At 58.9% G+C, this 25,523-nt stretch carries 16 protein-coding genes; 4 read left to right on the top strand and 12 right to left on the bottom strand.

Translation table 11 applies throughout. The annotated features are described in order from the left end of the window. Nucleotides 1-33 precede the first annotated feature (33 nt). From QFZ88_RS18670 to QFZ88_RS29570, 3 genes are all read left to right on the top strand, one after another. Nucleotides 34-2,109 (top strand): hypothetical protein, encoded by a 2,076-nt coding sequence (locus tag QFZ88_RS18670; protein ID WP_065997443.1) that lies wholly within the window; start codon nucleotides 34-36, stop codon nucleotides 2,107-2,109. Further along, nucleotides 2,106-10,799: a neuraminidase-like domain-containing protein gene (locus QFZ88_RS18665; protein WP_065997445.1), complete on the top strand. Its 8,694-nt coding sequence runs from the start codon at nucleotides 2,106-2,108 to the stop codon at nucleotides 10,797-10,799. The genes QFZ88_RS18670 and QFZ88_RS18665 overlap by 4 nt, the downstream gene beginning before the upstream one ends. A gap of 248 nt (nucleotides 10,800-11,047) precedes the next feature. Further along, the gene (locus tag QFZ88_RS29570; RefSeq protein ID WP_353844570.1) at nucleotides 11,048-11,176 is read left to right on the top strand and encodes a dihydrofolate reductase family protein; all 129 of its coding nucleotides are present in this window, start codon (nucleotides 11,048-11,050) and stop codon (nucleotides 11,174-11,176) included. Between the two features lie 348 nt (nucleotides 11,177-11,524). Here the strand turns inward: QFZ88_RS29570 and QFZ88_RS18660 are convergent, their stop codons facing one another. The 10 genes from QFZ88_RS18660 to QFZ88_RS18615 form a co-directional block, all read right to left on the bottom strand. Then, nucleotides 11,525-11,992 (bottom strand): GNAT family N-acetyltransferase, encoded by a 468-nt coding sequence (locus tag QFZ88_RS18660; protein WP_065997447.1) that lies wholly within the window; start codon nucleotides 11,990-11,992, stop codon nucleotides 11,525-11,527. A gap of 421 nt (nucleotides 11,993-12,413) precedes the next feature. Further along, nucleotides 12,414-13,481: an ABC transporter ATP-binding protein gene (locus QFZ88_RS18655; RefSeq protein WP_065997448.1), complete on the bottom strand. Its 1,068-nt coding sequence runs from the start codon at nucleotides 13,479-13,481 to the stop codon at nucleotides 12,414-12,416. A 67-nt stretch (nucleotides 13,482-13,548) separates the two neighbouring features. Continuing rightward, nucleotides 13,549-14,862, bottom strand: coding sequence for a D-tagatose-bisphosphate aldolase, class II, non-catalytic subunit (locus QFZ88_RS18650; RefSeq protein ID WP_065997450.1), 1,314 nt, complete (start codon nucleotides 14,860-14,862; stop codon nucleotides 13,549-13,551). Continuing rightward, nucleotides 14,859-15,812, bottom strand: coding sequence for an SIS domain-containing protein (locus tag QFZ88_RS18645; protein ID WP_065997452.1), 954 nt, complete (start codon nucleotides 15,810-15,812; stop codon nucleotides 14,859-14,861). The genes QFZ88_RS18650 and QFZ88_RS18645 overlap by 4 nt, the downstream gene beginning before the upstream one ends. A 14-nt stretch (nucleotides 15,813-15,826) precedes the next feature. After that, a complete protein-coding gene (locus QFZ88_RS18640; protein WP_065997453.1) occupies nucleotides 15,827-16,684 on the bottom strand; it encodes a carbohydrate ABC transporter permease in 858 nt (285 codons plus the stop codon). Further along, on the bottom strand, nucleotides 16,684-17,604 hold the full coding sequence (locus tag QFZ88_RS18635; protein WP_065997454.1) for a carbohydrate ABC transporter permease: 921 nt from the start codon (nucleotides 17,602-17,604) through the stop codon (nucleotides 16,684-16,686). The genes QFZ88_RS18640 and QFZ88_RS18635 overlap by 1 nt, the downstream gene beginning before the upstream one ends. Then, nucleotides 17,601-18,860, bottom strand: a complete 1,260-nt coding sequence (locus QFZ88_RS18630; RefSeq protein ID WP_065997456.1) for an ABC transporter substrate-binding protein — start codon at nucleotides 18,858-18,860, stop codon at nucleotides 17,601-17,603. Before QFZ88_RS18630 ends, QFZ88_RS18635 begins: the two co-directional genes overlap by 4 nt. Next, entirely contained in the window at nucleotides 18,853-19,860 is a 1,008-nt protein-coding gene (locus tag QFZ88_RS18625) for an N-acetylglucosamine kinase (protein ID WP_065997457.1), read from the bottom strand. The genes QFZ88_RS18630 and QFZ88_RS18625 overlap by 8 nt, the downstream gene beginning before the upstream one ends. Continuing rightward, nucleotides 19,857-20,651, bottom strand: a complete 795-nt coding sequence (locus tag QFZ88_RS18620) for a DeoR/GlpR family DNA-binding transcription regulator (RefSeq protein ID WP_065997458.1) — start codon at nucleotides 20,649-20,651, stop codon at nucleotides 19,857-19,859. Before QFZ88_RS18620 ends, QFZ88_RS18625 begins: the two co-directional genes overlap by 4 nt. A gap of 195 nt (nucleotides 20,652-20,846) precedes the next feature. Next, nucleotides 20,847-22,163: an alpha-glucosidase/alpha-galactosidase gene (locus tag QFZ88_RS18615; protein WP_065997462.1), complete on the bottom strand. Its 1,317-nt coding sequence runs from the start codon at nucleotides 22,161-22,163 to the stop codon at nucleotides 20,847-20,849. 116 nt (nucleotides 22,164-22,279) lie between these two features. Here QFZ88_RS18615 and QFZ88_RS18610 point away from each other — a divergent pair, with 116 nt between their 5' ends. Beyond that, nucleotides 22,280-23,164 (top strand): helix-turn-helix domain-containing protein, encoded by an 885-nt coding sequence (locus tag QFZ88_RS18610; protein ID WP_065997463.1) that lies wholly within the window; start codon nucleotides 22,280-22,282, stop codon nucleotides 23,162-23,164. Between the two features lie 110 nt (nucleotides 23,165-23,274). Here the strand turns inward: QFZ88_RS18610 and QFZ88_RS18605 are convergent, their stop codons facing one another. Together QFZ88_RS18605 and QFZ88_RS18600 are read right to left on the bottom strand one after the other, a co-directional pair. Further along, nucleotides 23,275-24,228 (bottom strand): hypothetical protein, encoded by a 954-nt coding sequence (locus QFZ88_RS18605; RefSeq protein ID WP_065997464.1) that lies wholly within the window; start codon nucleotides 24,226-24,228, stop codon nucleotides 23,275-23,277. 34 nt (nucleotides 24,229-24,262) lie between these two features. Continuing rightward, on the bottom strand, nucleotides 24,263-25,363 hold the full coding sequence (locus tag QFZ88_RS18600; RefSeq protein ID WP_137902116.1) for a glycoside hydrolase family 5 protein: 1,101 nt from the start codon (nucleotides 25,361-25,363) through the stop codon (nucleotides 24,263-24,265). Nucleotides 25,364-25,523: the final 160 nt, after the last annotated feature.

Raw genomic sequence — 25,523 nt, 5'->3', positions numbered from 1 at the left:
CCGAGATCCTCGAACGAAAGGAGCAGCGCAGCCATGAAGCCGATTGCAAATCCTCCGCCGCCTGCCATCGGCCCCGGCACTGCGGCCGATGCGGTTGCCAACGTGCAAGATGCCCTGTTGCTGCTGATCGACAAGCAGCGCATTCGCCTGCCTGACGATCGGCGCGACGATCTCGAGGCGGGCCTGCGCCGTGACCGGGATGCCGGGATCTACAGTACCGGCACCGGCAATGTCATTGTCACCGTCCGGCAGCAGTTCCAGCTGTCACCAGGCGAGGTCGTCGACCAGCCGACCGCCGACGTCCTCAACCGGTTGCTGCAGGAACTGGGCGCGCTCGACGCGCCGCAGCCGGAATGGGTCGTGCGCGGCCAGATCATCGACGCCGGCGGGCCGGTCAACGGTATTGCCGTCAGCGTCTACGACCGCGACCTGTTCTTTCGCCGCGACAGCCCGCTGACAGGCCAGCTTCTTGGCAGTGACGCCACCAAAAGCCGCGGCGACGGCAAGACCGGCTGGTTCGAGCTGGCATACAAGACAGCCGATTTTGCGGCTGGTGATATTCCCGCCAGCGGGACCCTCATTCCCGATCTGATCTTCGCTCTTGGCCGTGACGGCCGCTCGGTCGACGCGCTCCGGATCGTCCGGCTTCCGGACGGCAAGGATATTACCGAGGAAATGCCAGTATCCGATGACGATCTGATCATGGGGATCGAGGCCCGCCGGGTCGAGGAGGTGCGGATCGTGATCGCCGGCGGCGTGCAAATGCCGCCGCCTTCGGAATACGAGCAACTGATCCTCGCGCTGGTACCGCTCGTACCGGAAGCCATACCGGACAATGCCGACTTTGCGCGGCAGGAGGCGCTCGTCGGCGCCATGCTTCAGCGCTTCGATGAGGACAATCATCGCGACATCTCTTTCGCCGCGCGCGAAACCGGCCTGGAACGTTCCCGCATAGCTACGCTTGTGGCCGCCTTCCGGCTTGCGCGCGACCCGTTTGAAAACAGCGTCGGCGCCGCCGTCTTCTATGGCCTCGCCCGTTCCGGGGTCGGGACCGATGTGATCGCGCTCGCTCGTGCAAGCACAGATGATCTGCGCGGCGCGCTCAAGAGAGCCAGTACCGGCATGCCTCTGATCATCGCTCCCTTCTCGCCGGAGGCACGTCTTGAGGAGAGCGTCCGAGCCATCAGCGACCGGCTTGCCCGCATCCTTCCAAACTATCATGCAGGCGAAAGAGCGCCGTCGCTCGCGGATCTGATCGGCACCGATCTGCCGGATGCCGGCGAGCAGGCAACCTTGTGGCGCACTTTCTCCGACCATGTCGGAACCACCGCCGAATTCTGGCAGAAGCTCGCGACCCTGCCCGGTTTCGGCGACCCACAAAAAATCGCCAAGGTGAAATACGGGCTTCAGCTCGGAGCCCTGACGCAGAACAACATCGCGCTGGTCGGCGCTGTTCGTGCCAGGCACCCCGACATCGGCAATATCGGCGAACTCGCCTTCGCGCTTGACACTCAGGACAAATGGAAAGCGCTGATCGACAATGAGGAAATCTCAATTCCCGATGACGTTCCGGGCAACCCGGAAGAACGAAGGGCCAATTATGCGGCAAGTCTTGCCTCCGCGGTGCAGATAGCCCATCCGACGGCAGCGCTTGCCAATCTCGTAGCCACTCTGCCGGCGACAGCGTTCGCCGATACCCAACCCGCCGTTACCCAGTTCCTGTCGGACGCCGTGCGCAAGGCACAGTTCGATCTCGTCGAGGGCCGGATCAATGATCTGCTGGCTGCGCATGGTGACGACCTTTTGAAAGACATTCAGGCTGAGCAACGGCCGCTGGTGATCGCGCAGGTCAAGCGTCTGCAGCGACTGTTCCGTCTCAGCTCCAGCCCGCTGTCGGTGAAGGCACTGGTGCAAGCGGGATTCAATTCGGCGCGCGACATCGCCGAACTGCCACCAGACGTCGCGCTCGACATTCTGACGCCTCTGACGGGCGAAGCCGAAGCGCGGATGGTGATCAACCGCGCGACCAACATCAGCGCCGCCGCGGTTCATCAGTACGTGCTTTTCAACAACGCGATGAACAGCGACGTTCCAGGAGGCGCATTGTGAGCGACCAGGACAAACTCGATGACGTCATCTCGCAGAACAGGCCGGACTATTCTTCACTGTTCGGCTCAGCCGAATTCTGTGACTGTCCGCAATGCCGCTCGGTCCATAGCCCGGCCGCCTACCTCGTCGATCTGCTGCAGTTTCTCGGGCCGGACATCCCCGGCATAACACCACTCGACGTCCTGATCGGCAACGCCAAGAAGACCTGGGCAGACGGAACGCCGATCATCGGCCGCCGGCCGGACCTGGCCTATATTCAGCTCTCCTGCGAAAACACCAACACGACCATGCCCTATGTCGACCTCGTCAACGAGGTGCTGGAGAGCTACGTTGCGTTCAGGCAGTCGCTGCCGTTGAAGGCCGACGCTGATGGTAATGTCGCTGTGCCGGCCGTGCCGGCGCCGAACGAGAGCTCGCCGGGCGTGACGGCCGCCGAACTCGGCGCCAATCCTGAAAACATCCGCGACACCGCCTACGATCGGCTGGAGGGCGCCGTCTACCCCTTCACCCTCCCGTTTCATCAACCGATCACCTCCCTGCGCCTGACTTTGAAGCAGATGGGTACGAGCCGGCACGAGGTGATGTCGGTCTTCCGCAAGGACAAGAGTGCAGCCTTCGATACCGCGCTCGATGTCGAAGCGCTTTCGATGACCGAGCACGAATATACTATTCTCACTGGCGCCCGCTTCGACGGCACGCCGCCGGTTCCGCCCTTGCCACCGGTTTCCGGGTTCTACGGCTTCAACGCACCGCCGGCCCCCGCAGACATCGCCTGGGTCTCGGGCGGACTGCCAGTTGGCGCCGTCCAGCATGTTCTCGGCGACGCCTGGGCCTTCGCGCCCTTCGCGCCGCCGCCTCCGTCGGGAGCAAACACACACGCCTCCGCACTTAACCCAGGCCTCCACCAGCATTTTTTCGACAGCGTCGCCGATCCGAACGGGCTGAAGGTCGCCGCGGATGACTTTCTTTTTGCCGAGGTCTTTCTCGACCCGGCCAACCCGCCGCGGATGCTCATGCTGCAGTTCTTCGACGGGACCTGGTCGCATCGCGCCTACTGGGGCGAGAGCAAGTTCGATTGGGGCGTCGAGGCGACCGCGAGCCGCCGCTATATGGGCCCGATGCCGGCGACAGGCGCTTGGGTCAGGCTCGAGGTTCCAGCCCGTCACGTCGGACTGGGGGGCGCGAGCCTGGCGGGCATGGCTTTCACGCTTTTCAGCGGCGACGCCACCTGGGGTGCCGCAGGAGTGCGCTCGTCTTCCTGGGTCGAGCGGTTGACGCAGGTTCCCACTCTCCTGGCTCGCACCGGCGTGGCCTACCTCGATCTCATCGCCCTCATTGGCACACGCTATCTCAATCCTTCGCGGCCGCATGGAGCGGCTCTGGAGGCATTCGAGCGCATTCCGATAGGCTTCGGCACACTTGCCCGGCTGGTCGCGAACAATTTCGCCAATCCCGATCCTCCGACGCTGTCGGCACTGGCCAGCGCCGGAATGACAATCGCCGAGTTGCAGACCTGGGCCGCAGAGCAATTCGCCACAATCAGCAAGATGCTGGTGCTCGATGCGCCTGATTCGGCTTGCGACCTCAGCCTAACTCGCCTTCTGCATCTGGATGGCACGTCGCTCGACGATGTTGAACTCGCGCGGTTGCACCGATTCATCCGCCTTTGGCGAAAGACCGGCTGGACCATTGTCGATCTGGACCGCACTATGACCGCGCTTCAGGCTGCGGACATCACAGCGAAGTTTCTGCGACAGCTAGGACAGATCACACAACTGCAAGGCGAGCTAGACCTGCCGTTGCAGAAACTCTTGAGCCTCTGGGGAAACATTCCGGTCAACGGTGACGACGCCCTTTACAACTCCCTGTTCCTCAACCGGGCCGTCAGGAATGTCGATCCGGATTTTCAGCCTGTCGATGGCGGTTACCTGACGGCGGCAGGCTTGAGGCTCGTCGATCATCTGCCGGCGCTGTTGGCGGGCTTGCGCACGCGAGCAACCGACCTCACGCTGATCCGCCAGCATGCGCGCTGGACGTCGGCGCCGGGGGTGCCGGCGACAACGACCTCCTTTGCCGACGACAATACTCCGCTGACGCTGGCGACGGCGACCGTGCTCTATCGCTATGCGACGCTGGCGCGGGCACTGCATATGGCCATCAAGGATGTCATCACGCTTGAGATACTGGCAGGCAAGAGCCCATTCAGCAGGCTGTCGCAGAGCAACCAGGATTTCGACGAGGCCGACATCGATCCGGCACGAACGCTCGATTTCGTCAGACTTGCCAATAATTTGGCCAAAACGTCATTCAAGCCGGCGACACTTGACTATCTGTTCGGCGGCACGGCTGACGCCTTTCCCTCCATTGCACCAGCAGGCGAGACGATCGGGCAGCAACTGGCCATCATTCGTGATGGGCTCGTGAGTATCGCCAATGACAACATCGCTTCCGACGATCCGAACGGCGAGCTGACGCGCGCCAAGCTGGCGCAGCTCTTCGAACCGCACATCGTCGAGCAGCTCGCCGGTCTCATAGCCGGCACGGCAGTCTACAGCGCCCCGCTGGCTGTATTGCCGGCCGGCGTTGTCTTGCCGGCGGGTTCTGTCAGCTACAACGGAAAGAGCCGCTTGCTGATGTCATCTGGCTGGCTTACCGACGCCGCCAAGGCCGTGCTCCTAGGCCTGTCGGGCGTGAACGACTATCGGATGGCGGTGCAGTCGCTCTACGATCAGCCCCGCAGCCTGCTGACGCAGACGCTGGTCGCTCGGCTGGAATGGCCGACAGCGGAGAAAGACCTGCGGACCGCTGTTCTCGAGGCTCCAACTCTCAGCGCGGACGGAAGTGTCGACCCGACGCGCGTTGCCGCTAAATTCAAGGCCTTTCTTGCCGCCGCGCTGCCCAAGTTTCGCATTGCCCTCAGTCGAGCTCTGATCAAACAGACACTCGCCGGTGCCCTCGGTCTCGATCCGTCGGTGACGGCTTTGCTCCTGGAAGGGAACGGTAGCGTGCTGCCGCTTGGCACGGACGCAGACAAGACCGTGCCCGCCATCTCGGATTTTCTCGCGCTGAGCGGCGACGGCCTGACTGGCGAATATTTCGCCGACAAAACGCTGACCGCTCCTGCGGTCAGGATCGTTGTGGACCCAATCGTTTCGTTCGGGTGGGATCCGGGCGTCGCGCTCGGCGCCCGCTGGACCGGCAAACTCGTCTCCGAAAAAACGCAGACCTATCAATTCCATTTACGGGCAGGCGGTGGCGTGCGCCTGACGATCGACGGCGCGTTGTTGATCGACCGGTGGAACGACGGGCCGCCCACCGAATATACCGTCTCCAGCGACCTCGAAGCAGGTCGATCCTACGATCTGAAGCTCGAATATTTCAATCTCGCCTCGGCAGACCCGAACGAAGTCCCGGCGCTGCTCGAGCTGCGCTGGAGCAGCGCCTCGTCGCCAGCTGAAATCATTCCCACAGGCCAGCTCTATTCCGCGACACGCGGCGATGTCGAGGCATTCGCGCGCCATACCTACATACGCATGCACAAGGCCAGCCTGCTGATTGGAGGTTTCGGGCTCTCCGTGCCGGAAACCGCGCTGCTGACGGACCCGGTGCGGGCGGGATCGATGAACCTGAACCTGTTGCCGGTCGACGCACTCCGAGCCACCCCGGCGCAGCTCTTTGCCGCGTGGTCAAGCTTGAACGAATTCGTCGCGCTGCGAAACCTGGCGATTGCCGATCCGCAATCGCTGAACGAGGTCTTCGATGCGCCGAACGCGGCGCTGGCGCTGGAAAGGCTGCAGCAAGCAACCGGGTTCGAAGCGACAACGCTTGCGGGCCTCGCGGGCGCCGCGGGGTTCGATTTACGGGACGCGGACTATCGCGACGTCGCGAAACTTCTCGCTTTTGCCAAGGCGATGCGGCTGGTCGGATCGCTCGCCGCTCCCACCACGCAACTTTTTTCCTGGGCGGCCGCCGTGCCTGACATGAAGCAGGCGCGCACGGCCGCCCAGGAGGCCAAACGCGCCTACAAGGCGCGATACGATGATCAATCCTGGCTGGAGGCCGCCCATTTGGTAGCGGACCCCTTGCGCGAGGCGCAGCGCGCCGCACTCGTAGCTTACCTTCTACCTCGTCTTGGATACACGGATCCCGGCCAACTTTTCGAGCATTTCCTGATCGACGTCGAGATGAGTCCCTGCATCCGCACCTCGCGCATCAAGCAGGCGATCTCGTCCGTGCAACTGTTCATTCAGCGCTGCCGTCTCAATCTGGAAATGCCACATGTCTCTCCCCGAATGATCGACAGCGACCGCTGGACGTGGATGCAGAACTACCGGGTATGGGAAGCCAATCTCAAGATATTCCTTTTTCCCGAGAACTGGATTGAGGCCGAGCTTCGTGACGACAAGAGTCCGTTCTTCAAGGAGCTGGAATCCGATCTGTTGCAAGCGGAACTGACCGCTGATGCCGCGGAAATCGCCCTGGGCAGCTATCTCGAAAAACTCGATACCGTGTCGCAGCTCGAGATTTGCGGCCTCTACGAACAGCGGGATTTCTTAGCCGATGAGAAACGGCAAAGCGTGCTGCATGTGTTCGGCCGCAGCTTCGCGACGCCGCGGATCTTCTACTACCGGCAGTTCGTGACGGTCAATCCGACCTATACCTACTGGACTGCATGGGAAAAGGTGCCGCTCGACATTCAAGCTGACGAAGTCTCGCCGGTTATCTGGAACCGACGCCTCTATCTCTTCTGGACGGTGACCATCGAAAAGGCCAACCTCGCCACGAACAACCGATACACGGCGTATGGCCTTGCTTGGAGCGAATATCATCAAGGAAAATGGAGTTCGAAACAGACTACGCCCGCCACCGTCGCCGTTGCTATCGCCAATCCTAGCGTTCGGCTGAACATAGAAAAAGTCGGCGACAAGCTGAATTTCGTCTTCGCCCTACCAGCCGGCGGGATCGGCATGGCCTATCCCTTCGGGCCGGGGGGCTTCCTAACAGGCGGCGGGCCGGAATACGCGGCCATCTCTAAGCAACTGGGCACAATAACGCTTCAGACTTACAATGGCATTGCTTCCTCGAACGACAAGAATTCAAACATAACCTACCATTCCGGTTTCCTGGCGGCTAGCGCTGGCGACATGGAGTTCCTGCCGGTTGCGGATCCAGATGCGGCGATCCCGGTCTTCGCACGAACGCCCGACCTCATTTCCTTCTACGCCCCCGGCACAAAGCCTTATACGCTCAACGACCATTTCTTCGTGCAGGAGGGGCCGCGAACCTATCTTGTCAACCCGTCGAGTTCGGCTCCTAGCGACATCTCCCCCTACCTGGCCGACGGTATCAAGCCGTATCTCGTTGGCAGCTATGCGGCGAAGGCCGCCTCTTATGAGACGACCTCTGTGGCGCAGCTGGAGCCGCAGTTCAAACTGCTGAGCGTCAAGGCGAATCCTTGGCAGTCGGGTCCAGCTGGCATAGCCGCGGCCCAAGCGCAGTTCCTGACCTCAACGGCAGCGACGAGTGCGTCCATCAGCGCGACTGCGCTTTCTTTGGAAAGTCAGATCTTTCACTACGGCGTCATCAAGCCCTCGGACTTATTCGTCGCCAAGTACTCGGCCGATTTCACTTTCGAGACGTTCTTCCACCCCTATGCGGCGGAATATCGACGGCGGCTCAACCGCTACGGCGTCGCCGGCCTGCTAACGATCGGCAGCCAGCGTCCAGCCGACCTACCCAAGGTCCTCAGCTTTGCCGACGCCTACGGCCCCTCATGGTCGACGGTCAACACGCCCTGGCCCCAGCACATCGTGGATTTCTCTTTCACCGGTGCCTACAGCCTTTACAATTGGGAGCTGTTTTTCCACGTACCCCTGCTGATCGCCACACGGCTCAGCCAGAACCAGCGCTTCGAGGAAGCGATGACCTGGTTCCACTACATCTTCAACCCGACCGTCGGCGATGGCTCCGATCCCGTGCCACAGCGCTACTGGAACGTGCTGCCCTTGCGCGAGAACCAGCCGCAGCGACTTGATGACCTGCTGAAGGCATTGAACGCAGGAGACAAGGACGCGATCGCGCAATGGGAGGATCTCCAAGCCCATCCTTTCCAGCCGCATCGCGTCGCTCGTCTGCGCCTTGTTGCCTATCAAAAGACCGTGGTGATGAAATATATCGACAACCTGATCGCTTGGGGTGACCAGCTGTTCCGGCAGGACACGATCGAAACGATAAATCAGGCGACACAGCTCTATGTGCTGGCCGCGATTCTGCTTGGCCCGAGGGCGCAGCGGGTGCCGGCGCGCGGCCAGGGCGAGGCAAAGACCTACGCCGAGCTGCGAGCCGCCAAGCTGGATGCCTTCAACCAGACGCTCGTCGAATTTGAAAACGATCTCCCCTTCAGCAACCGTGCCACGACGAACGCCGGTGCCACGCAAAACCGGGCATTACTCGGGATCGGTCGCAGCTTCTACTTCTGCCTCCCGCAGAACGACAAGCTGCTGGCCTATTGGGACACGGTCGCCAACCGGCTGTTCAACATCCGCCATTGCATGAATATCGAAGGCGTCGTGCGGGAATTGCCGCTGTTCGAACCGCCCATCGACCCAGCGCTTTTGGTCCGGGCTGTGGCACAGGGCATCGACATCGGCAGCGTGCTGAGCGATCTGAGCGCTCCGCTACCCTATTACCGCTTCAACGTGCTGCTCGCCAAGGCGATGGAGATGGCGGCAGAATTGCGCACGCTCGGAAGCGCGCTGCTGGCGGCGCTCGAAAAGCGAGATGCTGAACATCTCTCCAACCTGCGAACCGCACATGAGGCAGAGCTGCTGTCCCTCACGAAGCAGCTCAAGCAGCAGCAGCTCGCCGAGGCGCAGGCCTCTGAGATCGCCCTTCAGAAGACGCGCGACGTGACGCAGGCGCGTTTCGACTTCTACAACCAGCTTCAGCAGCGTATCGGCGAGGAAACCAATCAACTGAACGAACTGGCCCAGGCCCAGGCCAGCCAGGAGGACGCTCAGTCGGAGGAGAGAACAACGGCCGATATCGCCTCCTACTCCACAGACATCTCTGTGGGTGCTTCGTTCGGCATGTCGCCATCCGTTAGCATTTCCGCGGCCTTTGGCCGTGGCAACGTCCTCCCGGCTCATGAGGCGAAGAGCCGCGAGAAAGGGTACAAGGCCTCACTTCATACCTACCATGCCAATCTCTCTTCCATACTCGGTGGCTGGCAGCGCCGGTCGGACGAATGGAAATTGCAGAAGGATCTGGCCTCCAAGGAACTCGTCCAGATCGACAAGCAGATTGTAGCCGCCGGTATCCGCGTCGCTTGCGCCCAGCAGGATCTCGACAATACAACGCGGCAGATCGAGCAGTGCCAGGAAGTTCAGGAATTTCTGCGCAACAAGTTCACCGGCGAGGAACTTTACAGCTGGATGGCCGGCGACATTTCGACGATCTTCTTTCAGTCCTACCAGATGGCATATGACCTGGCCAAGAAGGCGGAACGTTGTCACCGTTTCGAACTAGGCCTGACCAGTTCGAACTTCATCCAGTTCGGGGCATGGGACAGCATGCGCAAGGGCCTGATGTCCGGCGAACGACTGTATCTCCAGCTCAAGCAGATGGAACGCGCCTATTTTGATGGAAACCGGCGCGACTACGAACTAACCAAACACTTCTCACTGGTGATGAACGCTCCTCTGGAGCTGATCAAGCTCAAGGAACTGGGCTGGTGCGAGATAGAACTGCCAGAGGCGGTGTTCGACGTCGATTTCCCTGGCCATTACATGCGCCGCATCAAGAGCGTCGGCATCAGCGTCCCGGCCGTGGTCGGCCCCTATACCGGAATAAACTGCACGCTCACGCTACTGCGCGACAAGACGCGGATCAAGAATACACCGGCCGACGGCTATGCCGAGCGGGACGGGGGAGAGGATGACCGTTTCCTCACCAGTTGGACGCGGATGCAGTCAGTCGCTACCAGCAACGCGCAAAACGACAGTGGCCTGTTCGAACTCAATTTCCGCGACGAACGCTATCTGCCATTCGAAGGCGCCGGCGCGATCTCCCGTTGGCGGATCGAGCTTCCAAGGACTTTCCGTCAATTCGACTACGACACAATATCCGACGTGGTGCTGCACGTCAGATATACCGCCCGGGACGGCGGCACGCCGCTGAGAGGCGCTGCCGTCGCTAGTTTGACGCAGCAGTTGAAGGATGAGGCTGTACAGCCGCAGACTCGTCTCTTCAGCCTTCGGCACGAATTCCCGAGCGAATGGCACCGGCTTTGCAACGTCGCCGACGCCGCGGGGGATCACAGCCAGACGATTTCGCTTGCCAAGCAGCGCTTCCCGCTTTTGTTCCAGGGCGGCACGATCACTATCAACAGCGTGGAGATTTTCGGCGCCCCGAGGAACCGGTCGCCCGACGCCGCCCCGGATATGAAAATGTCACTGGCCGGCCCGCCGGGTACGCCCGACCTCCCAGCAATCGAGAACGCCGCCAATATCGGCTCGCTGGTCCACAAGATCGTCAACGACGCGGCGATAGATGTGAAAAACGCAAGCGACACCGGCAAGGAGGCTGACTGGACCATCCGTGTACTTAAGGCCGATGTCGCCACTGTGCTCGAGCGCTTGGAGGACATCATGCTACTTTGCCACTACACGGTGACGATGCCGAAGGAATAGGCGGATCAGAGAGGAACCCGATGGGAGCAGTGTGCGACCTGCCGCAACTGGAGAGGACTGCGGCCGCTTTTGCACGCATCGGGGTGACGCAAACGCGACCTTAGCCACGCACGCTTCTCCCGCACTTACGATATTGAGAATGGTCGACCAGAGCTGCGTTCAGGCAAGAACAACGATCACCTCTGTGGCCATTTGACGGCGTAAACTCCGCTTTGTGAACGCTATTCTACGCCAGAGCACTCCGATCCATCGAAGCGGCTAAGGCAGTTGCGGTTGGAAAAGATGTCTGCATCATGGGCGGCGCCAATGTTGGGCAGCAATTCATACGTGCTGGCCGTGTAGATGAGTTGTCTCTTCACATCGCCCCATCCTGCTAGGCGGAGGAACGCGGATGTTTGAGGACGTCACCGGCAAGTGCCTCGAACTCACAGTCAAATCCGTCGTCAATTCACCGAGCGCGACCCACGCTCGCTACGCGCTTTCGCGATAAAAACTACCTCCCCTCGACCCACGATCGGGTCGAAAGGTCTGCGCCGTATCATGACGTCACGGCGCGCAAAAATTCGAGCAAACCAAACCGGCGAAAATAATGGAAAACATCTATTCCTCTGTCCGTCGTCAGATGATTTGAGACCGCTTCCGGCAGCTGCTCCAAGAAAATCTCGAAGACAGCTCGCATTTTTGTCTCTCAGGACCTTGATCCTTACAGCCTGGTTTCGATCAGCTCATCGAAGCATTCCGCGATAGACGCCAAGGTCGGAATTGAGGATGGGGGTTGCGCCAACCGTGCGTTCATAGAATGCCGCTGGTCCAACATCACCGATAATGGCGTAGCCATACCCCGCAGTCTTCAAATCAAGCAGTGTCACAAGCAGCAACGCGTGTCCGATGCCCTTGCCACGCTCTGCCTCGTCCACTCCAGTTGGGCCAAAGAAGCCACGCGCAGTGGTGTCGTAGCACGCAAAGCCAATGAGTCTTTCATCGGCGGTTGCCAGGAAACAGGATGGCGGCTGGCGAGACATCGCAATCGCCGTTTCACTCGACCAGCGCGTCTGGAATTCCCGCCGCACCCAATCGGTCACCAATTCCAATTCCGGAGCCAGCGCACGTCGGATCGTTATGCCTGCTTTCTCCATGCGGGTCGCCAGCGCAGGGTCGGGATGAACCTGCGAAAGATTGACGAGGTAGTCCATGCGAACCTCCCTGGAGCTTTCATAATTTTCTGAGCGGGCGGATGATGTGGTTCGGCCTGTACGACAAACGGTTTGACATAGCTGATTGCCACATTTGAAGAGCCGCCCAGAGGCATCCCGCTAGTGATTAGACTCGTGAGGAATGCGGCCAGGAAAGAGTATATGATGCCAGCTCCACACACACGTGCTGAAAGAGCGCGCGTCAATCCAAATAGCAGAGCAGATAAGCCCATCACCACGCTAGGTCTAAGTTCGGCTTGCGCTTGCCTTGTTGCCGAGTAAGCCTGCTCGATGCCAAGAACATCTATTTTCATTTCGTCGATCCGATCTACTCGCGAATATCTTCGAATTTCCGATCAGTCGGTCGTCAGTGATCCCTATTTTGCTCGCTTCCACATGACAGGAACCGTTTCGAGCGATGTTATAGAGTTAATCTCAAACCCGTTTCAGCATCGAACAGATGCAACTTGTCGGGATCTGGCAGGAGCGCAAGCAAGTCACCGGGCGCAACGTCGATCCGCTCGCGCAGCGTACACACGACGTCGTCACTTCCCATGCGAGCGAATAGCTGTGTTTCAGACCCGGTTGGTTCGACGACCATGACTTCGGCCTGTGTCCCGTGCTCGGCAAGTTTCAGATGTTCCGGGCGAATTCCCAGCACTACCTCGGCGCCACGCGACACCTTCAGACCAGACGGTAACGATAGACGCGCTCCACCATTGCCAATGAATTCCAGTTGTTCCGACGTGCCAATCCGACCCCGAATAAGGTTCATGCCAGGAGAGCCGATGAAGCCAGCAACAAAGAGGTTCACCGGGCAATCATAGAGTTCCAGCGGAGAGCCAATCTGTTCCACAACACCGTCATGCATGACCACGATGCGGTCGGCCATGGTCATGGCCTCGATCTGATCATGGGTGACGTAGACGGTAGTCGTCTTCAGCCGCTGATGAAGTTGCTTGATCTCCGATCGCATCTGCACACGCAGCTTCGCGTCAAGGTTGGACAAGGGCTCGTCGAACAGGAAGACCTGTGGTTGCCGCACGATGGCGCGCCCCATGGCCACGCGCTGACGTTGGCCACCGGAAAGATGGCGAGGATGACGGTCCAGCAGCTTTTCGAGCCCCAGTATCTGCGCGGCGTCCCGCACGCGCCGATCAATCTGCTCCTTCGGCGCCTTGGCGAGCTGGAGCGAGAAGCCCATATTTGCTTCCACAGTCATGTGGGGATAAAGCGCATAAGACTGGAATACCATGGCGATATCACGGTTCTTTGGAGCGACGTCATTGACGATGCGTCCGCCAATGGCAATGTCGCCGCTACTTATCCCCTCCAGTCCGGCAATCATGCGCAACAGGGTCGATTTCCCGCAGCCGGAAGGACCGACGAGGATGACGAATTCGCCATCCTTGATGTCGATATCGACGCCATGCAGAACCTCGAGCTCTCCGTAGTTCTTGCGAACATTCACAATGCTTACCGATGCCATGCCATTCTCCGGTCGGGCTTATCGTTGATCGAGCCACACGTTTTGGTTTGGATTCCGTACATGACGATCATCGACTGTGCCGTCCAGAACAGGTCGCCGCTCTATAGGGCGCCAGCGCTTCCTGAATTGCGGCCAGGCAAAGTTCGCGAGGACGCGGCATCACCTTTCCCGTGACCACGCGAGAATGGAGACGACTGAGATACTGGCTTACAAGCGTTTCAGGGATGTCTCGATCGAAGCGTGCAAACAATTGCTCGACTGCTACTCGCGCGCGTGCATCCGGCCAATAGTATCGGATACGATCGCTGTAACTAAAATGCCGCAGCAAGCGCTGTTCTTTTCTGTCGCCCGGATAGTGAGACGCCCAGTGGCCGGGATTTTCCAGCATGACGGCTTCCATCGTTGTCGCCAGAGAGCCTTTTGGCGCGGTATCGCTGAGCACGTCCGCAATTATGTCGAGGCCATAGAGCGCTTCGCGCAACGCGAAGGTGAGCCCCGGCCCCACTTTGAGGATAGCGAAACCGTCATCTACTAAGGCCGAAAGCGCCTCAGTTGGTTGGTAATCAGTCGAGTGAGCTTCGAAGACCAAACCCGGCATGGATTGTAGCGCGGCGCTGAGCTGGCGCGCATGCTCAGGGCGATAAACGGCGACACCCGCATTATCGAACTCGACTCCAGGCTGAACAACAATGCCAATCATGCGCTCAACGGCAGTATCTATGCCAGCCTTGACGAAGGCAGCTTTGTGAACGGACAGCGTCTGCAGCGCCGCCTGCGGCCGGGTCACCTCAATGGAAGAGAGATCGTGGGTCGCGCCACCAGGAGGTGGTACTTCCGTTCCCACGATGTAGAGTGGTCGTCTGACACCAGCACGCGCCGCGGCCTCTTCCGCGACCGCAGCCAGCCGGGCAGCGCGTGTTGCGGTCACATCATCAGGCAGAGCCGTAGGTTCACCAGCGCAGCCCATCGATGTGTCGAGGTGGATTTTCTCGAACCCAGCGGCCACATAGGCGGCAACCATGGCTTCTGCCTTCTCCAACGCTTTCTCGGCTGGCAGTGCCTTCCAAGGGTTGGGGCCGAGATGATCGCCCCCGAAGATGATATTGCCCACTGCAAAGCCAACGCTGCCTGCGATCTTCTCGACGAATTCGCGAAAACTGGCTGGCGTCATTCCCGTGTAGCCGCCCTCATGGTTGACCTGATTACAGGTCGCCTCGATGAGAATTGGCGTGTTTTCGGCAAGGCCATTCCTCAGCACCGCTTCAATGACCAAAGGATGCGCCGAGCATACCGACGCAATCCCCCGTGGCAGCGACGTAATCCGGTCGTCGTTCAGTCGGGCCAGCGCACTTTCCCTGTTTCGCTGGATGAAAATGCTCATGCCAGCTTCACGACCTTGGTCAGATGGCGCGGCGCGACTGTGTCGATCTTCCGGGCTTGCGCGACGCGCTCACCCAGTATCTGCAAGGCAGGCAACATACAGAGCCCCGCAAGCGCCGGCGCGCAGTCGATATTGAATTCGACATCGCCCGGACCGCCAAGGCCTATCACCACGGCCCCCTTTTCTTGCAACTCCGCGACAAGTTTCGCTTCCGCGGGCTTCTGATCTGCGCTGTAAAGCATGATGGCGGCCGTGCTGCGATCGACCAGGCTGATTGGTCCATGACGATACTCCAGCGGGTGAAAGGCCTGTGTGAATGTCTGGCTCATCTCCATCAGTTTCAACGCGCCTTCCAGGGCCAGCCCGTAAAGGGGACCACCGCCTAGAAAAACGAAATGTGAGCGATCGGCGGTCAGGCGAGGCAGAACCGCATCGACATCTTCAGCCAGACGTTGCGCTGAGCCGACCAATTCGCGGGGCATTTCCTGCCCGATCATTTCCAGGCAAAGCAACAGCATGAGGCTTGCCGATACGGTCATGACGATGCCTTCGCTGGGATGAGTTGCGGCCTTGACCAATCGGTCGCAATTCTTCGCCAAGGAACTGTCTTGTTCCACCGTCACAGCCGTTACAAACGCGCCTGCCGTGCGGCTCGCCTTGATTGCCGCCACCGTCTCCGTGGTTTCGCCGCTTCTGGAGAGTGCAATCACGTGCGTGCGCTCCCAGCGCGGCCAGAATGCAGCCGGCTTGTTGAGCCATTCCCCACCCGGAACCGCGATAGCCGGGCGGCCGAAAATATTTGCTTGAGCAGCAAGCGACAGCGCGAGGTTGTAGGAGGTGCCGCAGCCCAGAAAGACGGTCAGCTCAGCCGCGTGCGGGGCAGATATCGAGCCGATCGCCTTTTCCCAGTAAGGAAACTGCTCGAATATCACTCGTTCTGTAATGCTCATAAATATCTCCGATTTCATTTGACCGAACCAGCCAGCAAGCCACTGACGAGGTAGCGATTTAGGAAAATGACAACGAGTGCGGGGATGACGATGGCGATGGACCCGCTCGCCGTGATCAACCCGTAGTCGATGAAATTCTTGGTGACGAATTCCGGGATCAGCACCGTCAGCGGTTTTGTCGCTTCAGGGGAAAAGATCAGAGGGACGAGGTACTGCCCCCATGCGCCAAGGAAAGTAAGGATGGCTGCCGCCGTCAGACCAGGCCCCGCCAGCGGCAACACGATCCTAAAAAAGATGTAGAGCTTACCTGCTCCATCAATCTGCGCAGCTTCTTCCAGGGCGATCGGCAGCGCTTCGAAAACGCTGCGGAGGAGCCACAGCGAAAGCGGCAGATAAGCCGACACATAAATCAACGCAACCCCGAGATATGTGTCCACAAGATGCAGGCGGATCATGATCTGATAGAGCGGGATCAGTACCGCATAGGCGGGAATTGCAAGAGTAGCCACGACGGCCGCGAAGAGCATGCGACGTCCGGGAAATTCCAGTCGTGTGAATGCATAAGCGCCGAGCGCCGAAATCGCGACACAAAGCAGGGTGGCGGCGACAGAAGTGACGATGCTGTTGACCAACGCCGCGCGAAACTGCGCCCATACCTCAACACCGCCGATGCGCGCGATATTGATGCCGAGCAGGCGCGAAAAATGATCCAGTGTGAAGTGCTGCGGGAAGAAGTGGATCGGCCGTGCCGAAAAATCCTCGGTAGGTGTGACGGCGCTCACCAGCGTCCAGTAGATCGGACCGAGGGACCAAACCAGTAGGGTCGCTACGCCCACCCAAACAACAATGCGGTTGCCAAATGTCTGTTTCATCAGTCGAACCGAGTGTTACGATAGACGCGCAGCACATAGACGAGCGAGATCAGCAGCGAGACGAGCGTGATCACGAGCGAAAGCGCCATGCCGTATGAGAAGCGAAGGTTTTGGAAAGTTTCGAGGTAGATCTGGACCAAAACGGGCCGCGTCTCCAAACTGGAGCCCGCCAGAACCCAAGCTTCGTCGAACAGATTGAAGGCGTTGACCGTTGCGTTGGTCATTGCGACTGCAATCGCGCTGCGCACTAACGGCAGGGTAATACGCAGAAACATTTGCGTTTGCGTGGCGCCGTCAATACGAGCGGCCTCGTAGAGATGTGCTGGAATACCTTGCATGGCCGCCAAGACGATTACGACCGTCAACGGCATCATCCGCCAGACGTGAACCACCGTAACGGCGATGATCGCACTTGCGCGATCGTTGAACCAAACGTGGTTCTCGAACGGCAAGCCGAATGCGGTGAGTATTCCGTTCAGGAGACCAGCCCCCGGCTGGAATATCCAGAGCCAGATGACGGCGTTAACAACGCCGGGCAGCGCCCACGGCAGAATAACGGCAGCGAGAAGCCATTGCCGCCCGACACGAACCTGGTTGATGAGCGCAGCGGCGAGAACACCGAAAACCGTCTCAGCCAACACCGCCAGCAAAACATAGAGAAACGTATTGATCCACGCAGATCCAAGCTGGCCGTCGGAAAACATGCGGGCGTAGTTTTCCAGGCCGACGAAAGGCGTTCCCGCTTGCATCGGATTGACCCGATGCAAGCTGTCCCACACCGTCCTGCCCATCGGGGCAAAGACCAATGCCGCCATGGTGATCAGGATCGGAGCGACCAGCAGGAAGCCGAGCATGGCGTCGCCGTTGCCGCCGACGCCATGTTTTTTGCCTCCCGAACTAAGCGAGGCTGCCAATGTCATTGAGCCTTGGCCTGCTTGGTGGCCTCGGCGATGCTCTGCACAGCCTGCTCGACGGTCATCTGGCCCTTGGCGGCGCTGTTGATCGCCGTGTTCACCGCGCTCGAGAATTGCGGATACCAGGTCGGCGTGCCCTGCGGGAACAATGCCTCGACCGTCTTTGACTGCGTAACCAGGGCGCTGCCGCTGCGCAACTTACCCGCATCATTCAGCTCGGCAAGAACGGACGTGCGAGTGGGCAATATGCCGTTGGCGGTATAGTTCTGCGTCTGGAATTTCTTGGCCGTGAACCATTTGATGAATTCGATCGCGGCTTCCTTGTTCTGCGACACGTTTGGAATGCCGATTGCTTCCGGCAAGCCAAAGCTGCGGGTATTCCCGCTTGATGTCGCAACCGGGATCGCCTCGACTTGGCCAGCGACCTTGGATTGCGCCGGGTCATTCATTTGACCGAGACGGCCAGGCTCTCCCGAAATCATGATGCTGGTCAGACCCTGTGCGAACTGGCCTTCATTGATCTGGCTGTCTTTCAGATTGGTCGAAGCTGGATCGACAAGTCCGTCTTTCAGAAGCTTCAGTTCGAACTCCAGAGCTTTGTATCCAGCCGAATCCGGCTTGGTGAACAGGGGCTCGAAATTCGCGTCGAACAAATCGCCACCGAAGGCTTTCGTCAAAAGGTACCAGCTCGTCGAAGCCCCTTCGGTAGGCGACAAGGGTAGGCCAATTGGATAGTTGACGATGCCTTTTTCCTTGATCTTCTTCGCTGCCGCGGCAAGTTCGTCCAGTGTTTTCGGCATCTCGGCGATGCCGGCATCCTTGAAATGCTTCTTGTTTACCAGCATCACACGGAAATCGTTGCTGTAGGGAATACCAAGCAACTTGCCGTCGACGGTGAAGATGCCGGAAACACCGATATCCTTTAGCGCCTCGGCGTTGATCGCGTCGTTCAATGGTGCGTACCAGCCAGCCGCACTAAACTGTCCGGTCCATGACCAATCGATCTCGGTGACATCTGCGGGGGTCGTGCCAGCAATCAGCGCCGTAACCAGCTTGGGTCGGATATCGTCCCAGGCAAGCGTCTGCATGTTCACGTGGATGCCGGTCTCCGCCTCGAAATCGGCGGCGATATTGGACGCCTGCGGCGACGGCACGAGCACCGTAATGGTCTTACCCGCGAGCGGCTTCTTGTCATCGCTGTGTGCCGGTCCAGCTACAGCCAAAGCAGCCATCACTGCCAGAGGTTGCATCAATTTACGCATGTTCCCTTCTCTCCTTATTATTGAGGCCTGCTTCACCTGTTTGTTCCGTCGCGCTGTTTGCGACAGCAGCAAGTTGCCCGATCCAGCTATCATCGATGAGCCAGCCGAGAAGTTGGGCGGCTGCCAAGAGGGCGCCGCCGATGGGAGGAAGCTTGGGAGCAGTCAAAGGGCGGTCGATGCGAGCACACAGCGCATCGAGCAACCGGCGGCTGGCAAAAGTGCCGCCGGCATAGGTCCACCCCAAGGCCGAACCGTTGTGACCAGCTGTTGCGGAGATGGCGGCAAAATGCTTCGCCAATTCATCAGCGGCTCGTTCGATCAGATCGAGGGCGCCCGCATCACCGTCCCCTGCAGCGCGATCCACCAGGGTCGATAGCGCAGCTATGCCGGATCGTGGATTGGCAAGACCCGTCACCCAGCCGCCGAGCGCGTTCATCGGGTCGGACCGATCGATCTGCAAATGTTCAAACATCATGTCCGCCAGGGCCGTAGGCCTGGCACGCCCGTCGATACTCTGGCTTACGAGGTTGAGCGCAGCGCGTCCGATCCAGTATCCACTGCCCTCGTCACCGATCGCATCACCCCACCCGCCAACGCGAAACGAGACGCCAGTCGCGTCTCGTGCCCAAGCCATGGAACCGGTTCCCGAAAGGAGGAGGATGCCAGCGCCTCCCGCGAATGCGCCAAGATGGGCCGCTTCGACATCATTCAAGATGCGCTGTGGCACATCGCCAAACGCGCAGGAAATCGCGTCGCGCTGCATTTCGGAGAGCCTCTTCACCTCGCTATAGGCGGGAAGTGCGGCTGCGACGGCACCGATACGCGGGTCGCCGACGAAGGGAGCAAGCTGCGCGTCGAGTTCCTGACGCCAACCTGGATTGTCCATCGGATTGACGCCACCACCCCGAGATAAGCGTAAGAGCCGCCCCGATCTATCGGCGAGAGCGACAAGGATCTTGCTGCCGCCACCATCTATGCCGAGGATCAGATCGCGCTTCACGCCTCTACCCCGGCGCTCACAATAGTCGCCTTGACGCCAAGCTCACCAAGCTGGTTGCGCCATTGCGCGGTCAGGTTCGCATCGGTGATGACCTGGGTCTCGGCTAAGGGCGCGACCTTATAGGTCGCCATGGTTCCGAACTTCGAAGCATCGGCCAGTAAGAAGCGGTGAGCGGATCGGCTAAGCATACATCTGTTGAGGCTCGCTTCCGCGCTGTCGACACTGTAGATCGCAGCATCAGGACTGATCGCGCTTGCGCCCAGGAAAAGCTGATCGAACCAGATGGTTTCCAACATTGCTTCAGCTTGGGGGCCAACGAGCGAAGCGTTTTCGCTACGCAATTGACCGCCCAAAAGCACAACATCCAGATTGGGAATGTTGAGGAATTCCTGGGCGACCGTGAGCCCATTGGTAAAGATGCGTAGCGGCAATGGGTTGATGCGAATGAGCCGCGCCAGTTGGAACACCGTCGTTCCAGCGTCGAGAAAAATCGCGGTGCGCGGTGAGAGCAACTCATAAGCAGTTGTCGCGATGGCGCGCTTGGCGGAAAGGTTGCGCTTCGCCCGTTCCTGAAACGCAAGCTCGACCGAGGAGCCTTCAGCAATCTGGGCCCCGCCATGGACCCGATCGATTGCCCCTTCTCGTTCAAGGATTTGCAAGTCCCGGCGAACCGTCGCCAACGAAGCGCCAATTGAGTCTGCCAGCTGCTGAATGGTGGAGAAGCCGTTCGCGTAAAGATGGCTGCGAATAGCATCGAGGCGCTCCGGCTTCATCCCTCCAGCCTGACTCACCGGCACATCCTCCCCTACACGACTTCTCTTTGTTTCAATCAGAATTCCACCACATTCAATCAGTGTCAATCATAATTCTGATTTTTTTTGATCTATTCGCGCGAATGCCCTGAACAAGAAAATAGCGCGCTTCCGAGCAAGGAAGCGCGCTATTTCAAATAGTTAGAGATTTTCGATTATATGAAGCAGAGCGAGTTAGTGGTAGTTCGGCAGGAGACTACCGTGCGCCTCGATCATCTCGTCGACGAGCTGCCAGATCTCGTCGGGCGACAATTCCGCCGATGTGTGAGGGTCGAGCAATGCGGCTTGATAGATGCGGTCGCGCTTTTTGGTCAGCGCCGCCTCGACGGTCAATTCCTGCACCGAGACACTCAGTTGCATTGTCGCGGCGAGCTGAGATGGAATCCGACCAATACGAACGGGTTGCACCCCGTTGCGGTCGACATGGCAAGGCACCTCAACGACGCATGCGTGAGGCAGATTTTCGATCAACCCGCCATTCGGCACGTTGCCGTAGATCAGCGCTGGTTGCCCCGTCACCACGGCATGGATGATGCCCGCGGCATATTCGTTGCTGCGGCATACCTCGATCGGATTGCCGCCTTCGAGGGACTTCTTCAATTCCTGCCATTCGGCGATCTGCACTTCGCAGCGCCGGATGTATTCATCAAGCGGGATGTTAAGGGTCTCAATCAGATCACTTCTGCCATTTTTGATATACCACGACGTGTATTCGGAGAAGTGCTCGCTCGATTCCGTTACAAAATGGCCGAGCCGCTTCAACACGTCGAAACGCACCTTGTCGTTCTGCGGCGCGCGCCCTTCCTGCACCAGCGCCTTGAGACGCGGGTAAAGGTCCACGCGCGCGCCGTCGGCGAGCCGCTTTTCATATTGGAGGAAGAAAGCGACGTGATTGATGCCTGCCGACACATAGTTGATATCAGCGATGTTTTCGCCAAGACAATCAGAGAGATGGGCTGCCGTGTGTTGTACGCTGTGGCACAGGCCGACTGTTTTGATGTCTGGTGCGATTTCCTTGATCGCCCAGCAGTTGATCGCCATCGGATTGACGTACTGCATCAGAAGCGCGCCCGGGCAGAGGTCTTCCATATCGCGACAGATTTCCTCTAACACAGGGATGGTCCGCAACCCGCGGAAGATGCCGCCGATACCCAGAGTGTCACCGATGGTTTGTCGCAACGCGTAACGCCTGGGAACCTCAAAATCGGTGATCGTCGCCGGCCGATAGCCCCCCACCTGCATCATCAGGATAACGAAATCGGAACCCTTGAGCGCTGCGCGCCGGTCAAGCGTAGCCTCGATGCGAACCGCCTCCAGCTTCAACGCCTCGCAGATGCGCCGGGCGACAATCTCCGATGTCCTCAATCGCTCGGGATCAATGTCGAAGAGGCTGATCACATAGTCGGCATTACCCGAATTGGAGAGTACATCCCCGAGAATGTTCTGGGCAAAGACCGTGCTGCCGGCGCCCACGAGGCAAATCTTCGTCATTACGTGCTCCAGTTGGGATTTTTCGGGAACTGGCTCCTAGTCTATCCTTTCAAACAGGATTTTCCTCCTGCTATGAACCATCACATTCCTGAATCCGCGCAAGCGAGAAACCCATCATGACGAAGAGCCTGCGCTTTCGAGGTGAAAAAGCGTTCAGCGTTCCCGGAGAGGAATTTTTGATCGAACGCCATATCGCCGACACGATGGCCATTGCGCACTGGCACAACCATGTTGAGATCAACCTCCTCATGAAAGGCAGAATGAACTACCTTTTCAACGGAAGGCAGGAGGAGGTCGAGGCTGGAAAGTTGGTCCTGTTCTGGGCGGCAATTCCGCACAGAACTATCGATGTTTCGAAAAATGCGCCGCTGATTTGCATTTATTTGCCACTGGTCGATTTCTTGGGTCTGTCAATCGATCGCCGCATTAGACAGGATATCATGCAGGGTAGATTCCTGACTGATCCGAGGCCTGCTTGGGCAGATACTGCGCAGATGTCGCGATGGGCGCAGGAATGGGAAGAGGGCAAACCGACCCGGCGTCGATTGGCGGCCGATGAAGTGCGGCTGCGGGTCAAGCGCCTCGTCCTCGACACGCTGGAAACGCCACATATCGAGCACCGACCGACGGTCGCCCCAATCAACAGCGCGGCGGTGCAACGCGCCGAAGCGTTGACCGAGTTGATCGGCGCGCGTCATGCCGGTTCACTGTCATTGACAAAATTGGCCAAACTATCCGGCATTCATCCAAGTACCGCCAACAGGACTTTCCGCGAAGTGCTGGGTGTCTCGGTCAATGAATACCTGATACGCTATCGGCTGGCCCAAGCTATCCAGCGCCTCGCCGATACCAACGATCCGGTCCTGCAGATCGCCTATGATTGTGGCTTCGGCTCAAGCAGCCGTTTCTACGATCTCTTCAAACATCGCACCGGCATGACCCCCAAAGTCTTCCGCGCCCGGGTCGGCAGGGCCGGCGCACCGGACGTTGATCACGATTGAAATATGTCTGCTTCTTCGAAAAAACCGCTATCCCTGCAACTTTGAGACGTTTTTCGGTAACGAGTTCATTCTCTCAGCAGTAAACGGCATCGATAAACACGACAGGGAACTCAAATATTTGTCGGGTGAGCAATTGCAGTTCCATCGCGTGTCACAAGGCATCTTAATCGCGCCAGCATAAGTCTGACCAGGACATCCCGATCGGGCGCATGCTCTGCGACCATGGTCTGGCGGAAATGCCAATAGAACCCGCCACCGATGAAACGCGTCATCGATGGCATTCGATAGCTGTAGAAACGTTCGAGCAGCGCTGCGCGCTTCGCCGGGTCGGATGGCACGCCTTTGCCCCAGCCAAATTCGCCGATTCCAAGCAAAGCGTTGGGAAAGCGGCTAGCCAACGCCCCGAAGACCCGATCGAATTCCGCATGTGAAAGCTGATGGCCGCCGTTCTCATCTTCGTAGTAGCTGACAAAGACATAGTCTAGGCCAGCCCGCATGCGATGGTTGAAGGGAATATTTGCGTCGACCCAACCGATCATCTCCGCGGACGACTCAGGCACAGGCTCGTAGTAGAGCGTCAATGCGGTGAGGTGCTGGGCAGCTTTGGCTGCATCGTACATGATTTCTATTTTCTGCAGCGTGTCCTCGCCTACCCAGTCGCCGTTGACTTCGTTGCCGATCTCCCAGATGCGAACAATCGCGCCGAGCTTTGCGATATAGGCTGCCATCCGCATCTCAACTTCCTTCGGCTTCAAGCTCGCCATAGTGTGAGAATCGACGGCAAGGCCCATAACATCAGCAACGGAAGCCGTCGCTTTGATACAAGGCAGATAGTCATCCGGATTGGGCCCTCCATCCTTGGGCGGATCGAAAACAGTCCGGACTGTCGAACGCCTGGGCAGATGCGCGAGCGCTTTGATCTGCTGTTCGGTCCGCTCCATGCAATTGTCGCTCGTCAGGCCCCATAGATAGGGTTGCTGAGCGATGGCCGTATCGCTGCCGCCAACGATAGAGACCGCGAACCAGAGAACGAGTTCCGAGATGACGCGCGCAGCGACCCACATAGTTGCGATCCGCCCCCTAAGCCGCTCGATATTTTCAGTCTCGATCCATCAGTGCACGCAGCAGCGGCTGACGCCATCGACCACGATCCGCGTCATAGGCACCGAACACGGAGCAGAACTCCCAGTAGGCCCAGGCAAAGCCATTGCTTTCGGCTTCCTCGGCGACCGCGCGCGTCCACCGCTGCCGTGACGGCATGTCGGCAACGCGATGACTGCCGAATTCTCCGAGGTAGATTGGCCGATTGTGCTGCATGCTCCACGCCGCCACCTTGGCAAAATCGTCGTGCAGTGCCCGCCTATCCCGAACGCTTCCAGCCCATCTCGTTCCGAGCCAAGCTGCGCTGCCTTCGACCCAATCAGCTCCCTGATGTGTGAAGTGCGCCGGCTCGTAGTAGTGAAACGTGACAATCAGATTATCGTCTTTCGCTGGAAGGTTGAGCCGATCCAATCCCTTAAGATCATATTGCTGGCCCGGCCCGACAATCACCATGCGCCGCGGGTTGCTCTGGCGTATCGTCTGAAGCAACATCGGAACCAATTTCGCCCAACGCGCATCGGTCAGCTCACCTTCAGGCTCGTTTAACAATTCGAAGCTGAGCGTCGAAGGCCATGTTTGATAATGACGTGCCACCTCGCCCCACAACGTTATAAAACGAGCCTGCTCCTCCCCGGGACGCGTACTCATCTCCTCGTAGTGATGAAAATCGACAACAACGAAGAGCCCCTGCGATAGGGCTTGTTCGATCGCCCAATCCACCCGATCGAGAAAGGCGCGATCGACGGCGTAAGGAGGATTGCCGTCAGCGTGGGCTGACCAGCGGACAGGAATACGGACGGCGTTGAATCCAGCTGCCTTGATGGTTTTGAAATAGCCAGCTTCCAACGTAACTCCCCAGAGACCTTCCTCCGGCGCATCCAGAGCATTGCCCAGGTTGATGCCTCGAGCGAGACGCAGGACATAGCGAAACGCCTCTCCTCTACCAGTCTCCGCAACAGCCTTGTCCGGTGAGATGTTCCACACAAAGAACAGAACGAGGTTGATAAACATGTACAAAGCAAATCGGCACATGACGACCTCGACGGCTCGTGACTGCGATCTATCTGTTTGCGATGCTTTGAAAAACTGCAGCATCATACGAGCCTTGGATTGATCCTGGGCGCGAATGAGGGAATGCAACCTCCGGGAAACAGGATTGGTCCGTGTCCTCGATCCTATCTCTGCATCTGAACCAACCGCTTTGATCTATTGGTTCACTATGTTGGAGAAGCGTGGATATTGGATGGATAATTCATGG

It is taken from the genome of Mesorhizobium sp. YL-MeA3-2017, from assembly GCF_030814575.1.
Taxonomy (GTDB): Bacteria; Pseudomonadota; Alphaproteobacteria; order Rhizobiales; family Rhizobiaceae; genus Mesorhizobium; species Mesorhizobium terrae.
Note: the sequence above shows the minus strand (reverse complement) of the source record. Positions and strands in the feature narration are given on the sequence as shown.

Bases quoted from the DNA above. Each gene is read 5' to 3' on its own strand.
- QFZ88_RS18670 (WP_065997443.1), top strand. From the start codon at position 34: ATGAAGCCGATTGCAAATCCTCCGCCGCCTGCCATCGGCCCCGGCACT.
- QFZ88_RS18660 (WP_065997447.1), bottom strand. From the start codon at position 11,992: ATGGACTACCTCGTCAATCTTTCGCAGGTTCATCCCGACCCTGCGCTG.
- QFZ88_RS18655 (WP_065997448.1), bottom strand. From the start codon at position 13,481: ATGGCATCGGTAAGCATTGTGAATGTTCGCAAGAACTACGGAGAGCTC.
- QFZ88_RS18650 (WP_065997450.1), bottom strand. From the start codon at position 14,862: ATGAGCATTTTCATCCAGCGAAACAGGGAAAGTGCGCTGGCCCGACTG.
- QFZ88_RS18645 (WP_065997452.1), bottom strand. From the start codon at position 15,812: ATGAGCATTACAGAACGAGTGATATTCGAGCAGTTTCCTTACTGGGAA.
- QFZ88_RS18640 (WP_065997453.1), bottom strand. From the start codon at position 16,684: ATGAAACAGACATTTGGCAACCGCATTGTTGTTTGGGTGGGCGTAGCG.
- QFZ88_RS18635 (WP_065997454.1), bottom strand. From the start codon at position 17,604: ATGACATTGGCAGCCTCGCTTAGTTCGGGAGGCAAAAAACATGGCGTC.
- QFZ88_RS18630 (WP_065997456.1), bottom strand. From the start codon at position 18,860: ATGCGTAAATTGATGCAACCTCTGGCAGTGATGGCTGCTTTGGCTGTA.
- QFZ88_RS18615 (WP_065997462.1), bottom strand. From the start codon at position 22,163: ATGACGAAGATTTGCCTCGTGGGCGCCGGCAGCACGGTCTTTGCCCAG.
- QFZ88_RS18610 (WP_065997463.1), top strand. From the start codon at position 22,280: ATGACGAAGAGCCTGCGCTTTCGAGGTGAAAAAGCGTTCAGCGTTCCC.
- QFZ88_RS18605 (WP_065997464.1), bottom strand. From the start codon at position 24,228: ATGTGGGTCGCTGCGCGCGTCATCTCGGAACTCGTTCTCTGGTTCGCG.
- QFZ88_RS18600 (WP_137902116.1), bottom strand. From the start codon at position 25,363: ATGATGCTGCAGTTTTTCAAAGCATCGCAAACAGATAGATCGCAGTCA.